The organism is Albimonas sp. (assembly GCF_055129145.1).
Window position 1 is genome coordinate 1 of the sequence record NZ_JBSRTQ010000188.1, and the last position, 7120, is coordinate 7120.

Here is a 7120-nt window from a genome sequence, read left to right on the forward strand (position 1 = left end):
CGGCGGCGCGGGCGGGGCCTCCGACGGGCCGCCGGGCGGAGACTCGACGGGCGGCGGCGGCGGGGTTTCGTCAGGGGTGGCGGGGGCGTTGGTCATCGTGCGTCTCCCTTTGCGGCGGCGCGCAGCTCGGCCCCCAGCCGGTCGTTCAGAAGCTGGATCAGCTCGGGCTGCATGAAGGTGTAGAGGTCGGGAATGTCGAGGTCGAGCACCGCCCGCCCCCGCATCCGCGCCCCGAAGCGGGCGTTCAGCGCCGCCTTCTGCCGTTTCTCGAACACGTAGATCCGACCCGCCCAGTCGATCTGGTCGGGCGCGAGCGGGCTGTCGGTGCCCTGGCTCAGCCCGGCGAAGTCGGTGCGCACGCCGGGCCAGCCCTCGAAGGTCTGGGCCGCGGTGGCCGCGCGGTTGCGGGCGAGGCCGGAGACGAAGAGCGCGCGGATCATTCGGGGCCTTTCGGCAGGGCGTCGCGCAGATCGAGCCAGTCGACCCGTTCAGCCCAGCGCGAATGTTCGGCAGGGCTCAGACCGGAGGGGTCGTCGACGAGCGCAAGCAGGAAGTGGATCTCCGGCCCGTAGCGGTCCGCGTCGTAGGCGACGAGCGTTCCGCATCGGGGGCAGCGCAGCCAGCGCGTGCCGGGGGAGCTTTCCCACGTCGCGGGCGTCTCTCCCGTCCAGCGCCAGGCCCCGTCGGGAACCCCGACATAGGTGGCGAAGGCCGCGCCGGTGGCTCGCCGGCAGCTTTCGCAATGGCAATGCGCGACCCAGTTCGGCGCGCCGTCGAAGGCGAAGCGGCAGGCGCCGCACTGGCAGCGTCCGGTTCGTGCAGGGTCGTCGGTCATTCCACGCTCCTTTCCGGGGCGGCGAGGCGTTCGAGCAGCGCGCGGGCCGAATTCGACCGCGGTCGCCACAGCCCGCGCTCGATCGCCTCCTCCAGCCGCTGGGCGATCTCGCGCAGCGCGGCGGGATTGGCGTCCTCGATGAAGGCGCGGGTGTCCTCGTCCTCAAGATAGGCCGCGTGGACCAGATCGAAATGGTGGTCGCGCACCGCATGGGTGGTGGCGGCGAAGGCGAAGAGGTAGTCGACCGTCGCCGCGATCTCGAACGCGCCCTTGTAGCCGTGGCGCTTGACGCCATCGATCCACTTGGGATTGACGGCGCGGGCGCGGATCACACGGCCGATTTCTTCGTCGAGCGTGCGGATCACCGGGCGTTCGGGGCGGGAATGGTCGTTGTGCCAGATGCGCGGGGCTTCGCCGCGGAGGGTTTCGACGGTCGCCGCCATGCCGCCTTCGAACTGGTAGTAGTCGTCCGAGTCCAGAATGTCGTGCTCGCGGTTGTCCTGGTTCTGCACCACCGCGTCGGCCTGGGAGAGGCGGGTGGCGAAGTCGTCGCGGGCCGCGGCGCCCTCCTCGCCCGCCCCATAGGCGTAGCCGCCCCAGTCGAGGAAGGCGGCGGCGAGGTCGTCGCGCCGCTCCCACAGCTTTTCATCGATCATCGCCTGCAGGCCGGCCCCATAGGCGCCGGGCTTGGAGCCGAAGACGCGCCGCGCCGCGCGGGTCTCGCCGAGGATGGCGGCTTCGGCGCGAAACCGGGCGGCGGCGGGGTTGTCGGCCTCGGATTCGTCGAGACGCATGATGTCGGTGGCGGCGGAGGCGACGAGGTCCATCTGCGCCGGGAACGCGTCGCGGAAGAAGCCGGAGACGCGAAGGGTGACGTCGACCCGAGGCCGGCCCAACGCGGTGATCGGAATGATCTCGAACCCCGTCACCCTTCGCGAGGCGTCGTCCCAGACCGGCCGCGCCCCCATCAGCGCCAGCGCCTGGGCGATGTCGTCGCCCCCCGTTCGCATGTTGGCGGTGCCCCAGGCGGTCAGGGCCATGGCGCGGGGCCAGTCGCCTTCGTCCTGCAGATGCCGCTCGATCAGCGCCTCCGCGGACCGCCAGCCGAGCGCCCAGGCGGTGCGGGTCGGCACCGCGCGGCTGTCGACCGAATAGAAGTTCCGGCCTGTCGGGAGCACGTCGAGCCGACCTCGGGTCGGGGCGCCGGATGGCCCGGGGGCGAGAAATTTCCCCGACAGCCCCCGCAGCAGCCCCGCCATCTCCGCCGGACCGGAGGTTTGCAGGGCCGGGCGGATGCGCGTGTCGATCTCGGCCATCACGGCGGCGGACGCGGGGCCGGGGGCCTCGGCCTCGCCGTCGACCAGCGCGCAGGCGAAAAGTTCAAGCCGCTCCACCGCGTCGCCCATGCTGCGCCACGGGTCCTCGGTGAGGGCCATCAGCACGGCGGGGCGAGGGCCGGCCCACGGCTCGGCCATCGGGCAATCGAGCGGGTCGAACGCCAGGCCGAAATCGACGGCCAGCGCCCGGATCAGGGAGGCGTCGCCGCCCTTCCCCTGCCCGCGCGGCACGCGGGCGAGCGCGACGGCGAGGTCCCGGGCGAGCCGGCCCTCGGGCGAGCTGCCAAAGATGTGGAGGCCGTCGCGGATCTGGCTCTCCTTCAGCTCGCACAGATAGGCGTCGAGTTTCTGGAGGCGGGCGTCGGCATCCTCGCCGTCCGTCACCCCCGCGTCGACATCCAGCCCGGTGGCGGACATCAGCGACAGGATCTCGGCCCGCAGGTGGCCGATCCGTCGGGGGTCGACGCCGGCGGCCTCGTAATACTCGTCGACGAGGGATTCGAGCGCGCGCAGGTCGCCATAGGTCTCGGCCCGGGTCAGCGGCGGGGTCAGGTGATCGACGATCACCGCCTGGGCGCGCCGCTTGGCCTGAGTGCCCTCGCCGGGATCGTTGACGATGAACGGGTAGAGGTGGGGGAGAGGCCCGAGCGCGACTTCCGGGAAGCAGGCCTCCGACAGACCCAGCGCCTTGCCGGGCAGCCATTCGAGGTTGCCGTGCTTGCCCATGTGGACCAGCGCATGGGCGCCGAACGCGCCGCGGAGCCACAGGTAGAAGGCGAGGTAGTTGTGCGGCGGGACCAGGTCGGGGGCGTGATAGGTCGCCTCCGGGTCGATGTTGTAGCCCCGCGCCGGCTGGATGCCGACGACGACGTTTCCGAAGTCGAGGATCGACAGCGCGAAGCCGTCGGGGCCGAGGAACGGGTCGGTCTCGGGCGCGCCCCAGCGGGCCTCGACCGCTGCGCGGGCGGCGGCGGGAAGGCGGGCGTAGGCGGCGCGGTAGGCGTCGAGGCTGAGGCGCACGCCGCCATCGCGCGCCGCACGGTCAGGCAGCCAGTTGGTGGGACCGGCGAGGATCGCGTCCATCAGCGCCTCGGACGTTTCCGGGGCGTGCGCCACCCCATAGCCCGCCTCGGCCAGCGCCCGCAGCACGCCCACGGTGGCGGCGGGCGTGTCCAGCCCGACGCCATTGGCGAGCCGCCCGTCCTTGTTGGGATAGTTCGCGAGCACGATCCCCACCCGCCGCGCCGCCGCCGGGGTGCGGGCCAGCCGCGCCCAGTTGGCGGCGAGGTCGGCGACGAAATCCACCCGGTCGGGCCGCGCCCGCCAGGTGGTGATCGGGCACTGGGCGGCCTCGTCGCGGAAGGCCGCGTCCTTGAAGCCGATGGCGCGGCTGAGGATCCGGCCGTCCACCTCCGGCAGCGCCACGTTCATCGCGATGTCGCGGGGGGAGAGGCCGCGCAGCCCCCCTTCCCACGCCGCTTCCGTCCCCGCCGCCAGCACCGCCTGCAGCACCGGCGCGCCGGTCCGGTCGAGCACCGTGCCGGTCCCGCCCCCGTCGGGCGAGCCGACCGCGAAGCTGGTCAGGTTCACAACCACATCCGGCGGGGTCTGCGCGAAAATCGCGTCCAGCGTCGCCGCAGACACCGGGTCTTTCAGGGAGGCGACGAAGAGCGGCAGCGGGTTCACGTTTCGCGCGCGAAACGCCGCGCACAGCGCTTCGACCGGGGCGAGGCCGGCGCCCTGGACCAGCGCGCGGTAGACGACGATGGCGGCGACGGGCGCGCCCTCGATCCAGCCGGGCGCGGGGTGGCCGAGATGGCCCGCGCGCAAAAGGGGGCGGGCGGGTTCGGGGGCCGGCCCCTCGCCCAGCATGGCGCGGGCGTGGCGCAGCAGGTTGGCGGCGTTCTGCGGCCCGCCCTCCACCGCATAGGCCCAGAGCGCCGAATAGTCTTCGGGGGAGACGGTGGAGAGCCGCTGCAGGGTCTCGTCGGGCTTGTCGTCGCCGGGCAGCGCCGCGAAGGGGACGCCCGCCGCGTGCAGCCGGGCGGCGAATTGCTCCAGCCCGTAGCGCCAGTAGCCGACGCCCCCGAGCACGCGGGCGATGACCAGCCGGGACCGCGTCGCCGTCCGGTCGAGGTAGAGGTCCACCGAATAGGGATGCGCCAGCCAGCCCAGCGAGGCGAGGCGGAGCGACGGCGCCTCCCCGCCCTCCGCCAGCCGGGCGCGGGCGGCGGACATCGCCGCCAGCTCCGCATCCGCCGCGGACACGAACACCACGTCGGCAGGGTCCTGACCGGGATCGACCGGCTCGGTCCCGTCCGAGATCTCGCCCGACTGGGCGGCGAGCAGGTGCATCAGGCGGCCTGCGCGCGCGCCGCCGCCTGGAAGGCCGCGGTCACCGCCGCCTGGTCGACGCCGGCGAGGCCGATCACCACCAGCCGGGTCGCCCGAGCCTCGTGACCCGCGAAGGGCCGGTCGTAATGCGCATCCACCCGCGGGCCGACCGCCTGGAGCAGCAGCCGCAGGGGCTTTCCGGAGACCGCGCAAAAACCCTTCACGCGGAGCAGGTCATGGGCGGCGATGGTTTCGGACACCGCGCGCTGGAAGGCGGCGGGGTCGGGAAGCTCGGGCAGGTCCACCGAAAAGCTCTCGAACGCGTCATGGCCGTGCTCGTGCTCATGGTGGTCGTCGTCGTGGTCATCATCGTCGTCGTCGTGGTGGTGATGGTGGTGCACCTCGTGGCGCGCCTCCATGTCCGCCTCGGCCCCGACGCCGAGGCCGAGCAGCACGGCGGGATCGACGGCGCCCATCGACGCCTCGATCACCTGCACGCCGCGCCGGGCGCGGCCGCGCAGGGTCTCGGCCAGCGCCGAGGCGCCGCCGTCCATCAGGTCGGCCTTGTTCACCACGATCATGTCGGCGCAGGCGAGCTGATCTTCGAAGAGCTCGGAGAGCGGCGTCTCGTGGTCGATGGAATCGTCGGCCGCGCGCTGCGCGTCGACCTTGGCCTCGTCCGCGGCGAAACGGCCGGCGGCCACCGCCGGCCCGTCGACCACCACCACCACGCCGTCGACCGTCAGGCGGTTGCGGACCTCGGGCCAGTTGAAGGCGCGGATCAGCGGTTGCGGCAGGGCGAGGCCGGAGGTCTCGATCACGATATGCTCCGGCGGGTTCGGCCGGTCGAGCAGCGCGGTCATCGCGGGCAGGAAGTCGTCGGCCACGGTGCAGCAGATGCAGCCGTTGGCCAGCTCCACCACATCCTCATCGGCGCAATTCTCGATCCCGCAGCCGCGCAGGATCTCGCCGTCGACGCCGAGCTCTCCGAACTCGTTGACGATCAGCGCGATGCGGCGGCCATGGGCGTGGGTCAGCAGGTGGCGGACGAGCGTGGTCTTGCCGGCGCCGAGGAAGCCGGTGATCACGGTGGCGGGGATCTTGGCCATGAAAGGTCTCCCAAAAAGCCGGAGCACGGCGGGGAGGGCCCCGCCGCGCATCGCGAAATCCGGGCCGGCGCGGGGGTTCCGCGCCGGCGTCGTGGGATCAGGTCGAGAAGGTCAGGCGGCGGAGAACAGCCGCGGCGTGACCAGGCCGGTGCGGCCCAGACCGCGGGCGCCCTTGGCGGCGCCGAGCACCGCGAGGTCGACCAGCGGCTCGATCGCCACCACCAGCATGTAGGCCCCGCCGAAGGAGGCGATGGCGGCGAGGTTCGTCGCCTCGAACCCGTGACCGTAGAGCGCCCAGAACCCGACCCAGGCCACCACGCCGCCCTGATAGGCGGTGGAGAGCTTGAGGGCCTGCATGTAGCTCAGGTCCACATAGGCGGTGTTCGGCGCGATGATCCGGGTCGCCAGCGCGCGCAGCGCGAAGAGCGGGACCAGCAGCGTGGTGACGTTCATGCCGTACTGGGGCAGGTCGAAGGGCGCGAAAAGCACGCCCTGGATCAGCAGGCCGAGCGCGAGGCCAAGCGCCGCGGGGGCGGCCCCGAAGATCAGGAACAGGGTCGAGCCGAGGATCAGGTGAACCTCCGACACGCCCACCGGCCAGTGCGGCAGCATCTCGAAGAAGCCGAAGGTCAGCGCGGTCGCGGCGAGCGCGCGGGCGGCCAGCGAGACGGCGCCCTTTTCGCGCAGCGCGTCGACGGCGAGCTTGAGGCCGAAGCCCGACGCGGCCGCCGCGGTGGCGTAGCTGAGAACGATCTTGGCGCCGTCGACGACGCCGGGTTCGATATGCATGTCATGCTCCTGTCTCGTCCCACCCGGACGAGCTCTGGGGTTGCAGCGACGCGCGGCAGGTCTCCTGGCTCACGGCTTCGGGGGGGGCGATCCCTCCCACGCGCGCCCCGCCTTCCCGTTTCCGGTGGCTGTTGGAGCGCGCTCGCCGCATACAGTCGCGGGGGCGGCTGCGGCATCGGACCCCCTGGTTGGGTCGGTCCTGTCCGCATTCCCGTTTTGATCCGGGGCAGGCTGAAGCCCACCCGTCGGAACCGTGCGCGCCTCACAATTCCGCCACGCGGACCGCGCTGTCAAGCGGCGACGGCCGCCGGGTAGGCGGGGGGAGGAGGGTCAGAGCCCGAGCCGCGCACGCAGCCAGTCGGCGGCGGCGGCGGGGTCCTCGAAGGTCTCCCCCTCCGGCGGGGCGGGTCGGGCGATCAGCAGCACCTGCAAGCCCATCGCCGCGGCGACGCCGAGCTTGGCGCCGTCCGGCCCACCCGAATCGCGGGCGATCAGGTGGGTGATGGCGAGGCGCGAGAGCAGCTCGCGCTCCGCCGCCTCGGGATGCGGCGGGCGGGCGGCGATGACGCCGACGGTGTCGGGCAGGCCCGCGACCGGGCCGGCCTCGGCCACCCGCAGCCAGAGGCGCAGGCCGGGCGCCCCCTCGCGCAGGCCGGCGGCGAGGGCGGGGGCGGAGCCGCGCCCGGTCGCCGCAAGCGCCCGCGCCCCCCCCGGCA

At 73.1% G+C, this 7120-nt stretch carries 6 protein-coding genes and 1 riboswitch; all 6 genes read right to left on the reverse strand.

Translation table 11 applies throughout. The features are described 5' to 3' along the window. Positions 1 to 92: 92 nt before the first annotated feature. Positions 93 to 440, reverse strand: a complete 348-nt coding sequence (locus tag ACTB72_RS19485; RefSeq protein WP_463038680.1) for a low molecular weight protein tyrosine phosphatase family protein — start codon at positions 438 to 440, stop codon at positions 93 to 95. Continuing rightward, positions 437 to 835 carry a GFA family protein gene (locus tag ACTB72_RS19490; RefSeq protein ID WP_463038681.1) on the reverse strand — a complete coding sequence of 133 codons (399 nt, stop codon included), beginning with the start codon at positions 833 to 835 and terminating at the stop codon, positions 437 to 439. Before ACTB72_RS19490 ends, ACTB72_RS19485 begins: the two co-directional genes overlap by 4 nt. Continuing rightward, positions 832 to 4527 carry a cobaltochelatase subunit CobN gene (gene cobN, locus ACTB72_RS19495; RefSeq protein ID WP_463038682.1) on the reverse strand — a complete coding sequence of 1232 codons (3696 nt, stop codon included), beginning with the start codon at positions 4525 to 4527 and terminating at the stop codon, positions 832 to 834. The genes ACTB72_RS19490 and cobN overlap by 4 nt, the downstream gene beginning before the upstream one ends. Then, positions 4527 to 5615 carry a cobalamin biosynthesis protein CobW gene (gene cobW, locus ACTB72_RS19500; RefSeq protein ID WP_463038683.1) on the reverse strand — a complete coding sequence of 363 codons (1089 nt, stop codon included), beginning with the start codon at positions 5613 to 5615 and terminating at the stop codon, positions 4527 to 4529. Before cobW ends, cobN begins: the two co-directional genes overlap by 1 nt. Positions 5616 to 5726: 111 nt before the next feature. Continuing rightward, positions 5727 to 6404, reverse strand: a complete 678-nt coding sequence (locus tag ACTB72_RS19505; RefSeq protein WP_463038684.1) for an energy-coupling factor ABC transporter permease — start codon at positions 6402 to 6404, stop codon at positions 5727 to 5729. Between the two features lie 37 nt (positions 6405 to 6441). Continuing rightward, a riboswitch (cobalamin riboswitch) is annotated at positions 6442 to 6675 on the reverse strand. A gap of 59 nt (positions 6676 to 6734) precedes the next feature. Continuing rightward, the coding region (locus tag ACTB72_RS19510) for a precorrin-6A/cobalt-precorrin-6A reductase (protein ID WP_463038685.1) at positions 6735 to 7120 on the reverse strand (386 nt) is incomplete at its 5' end.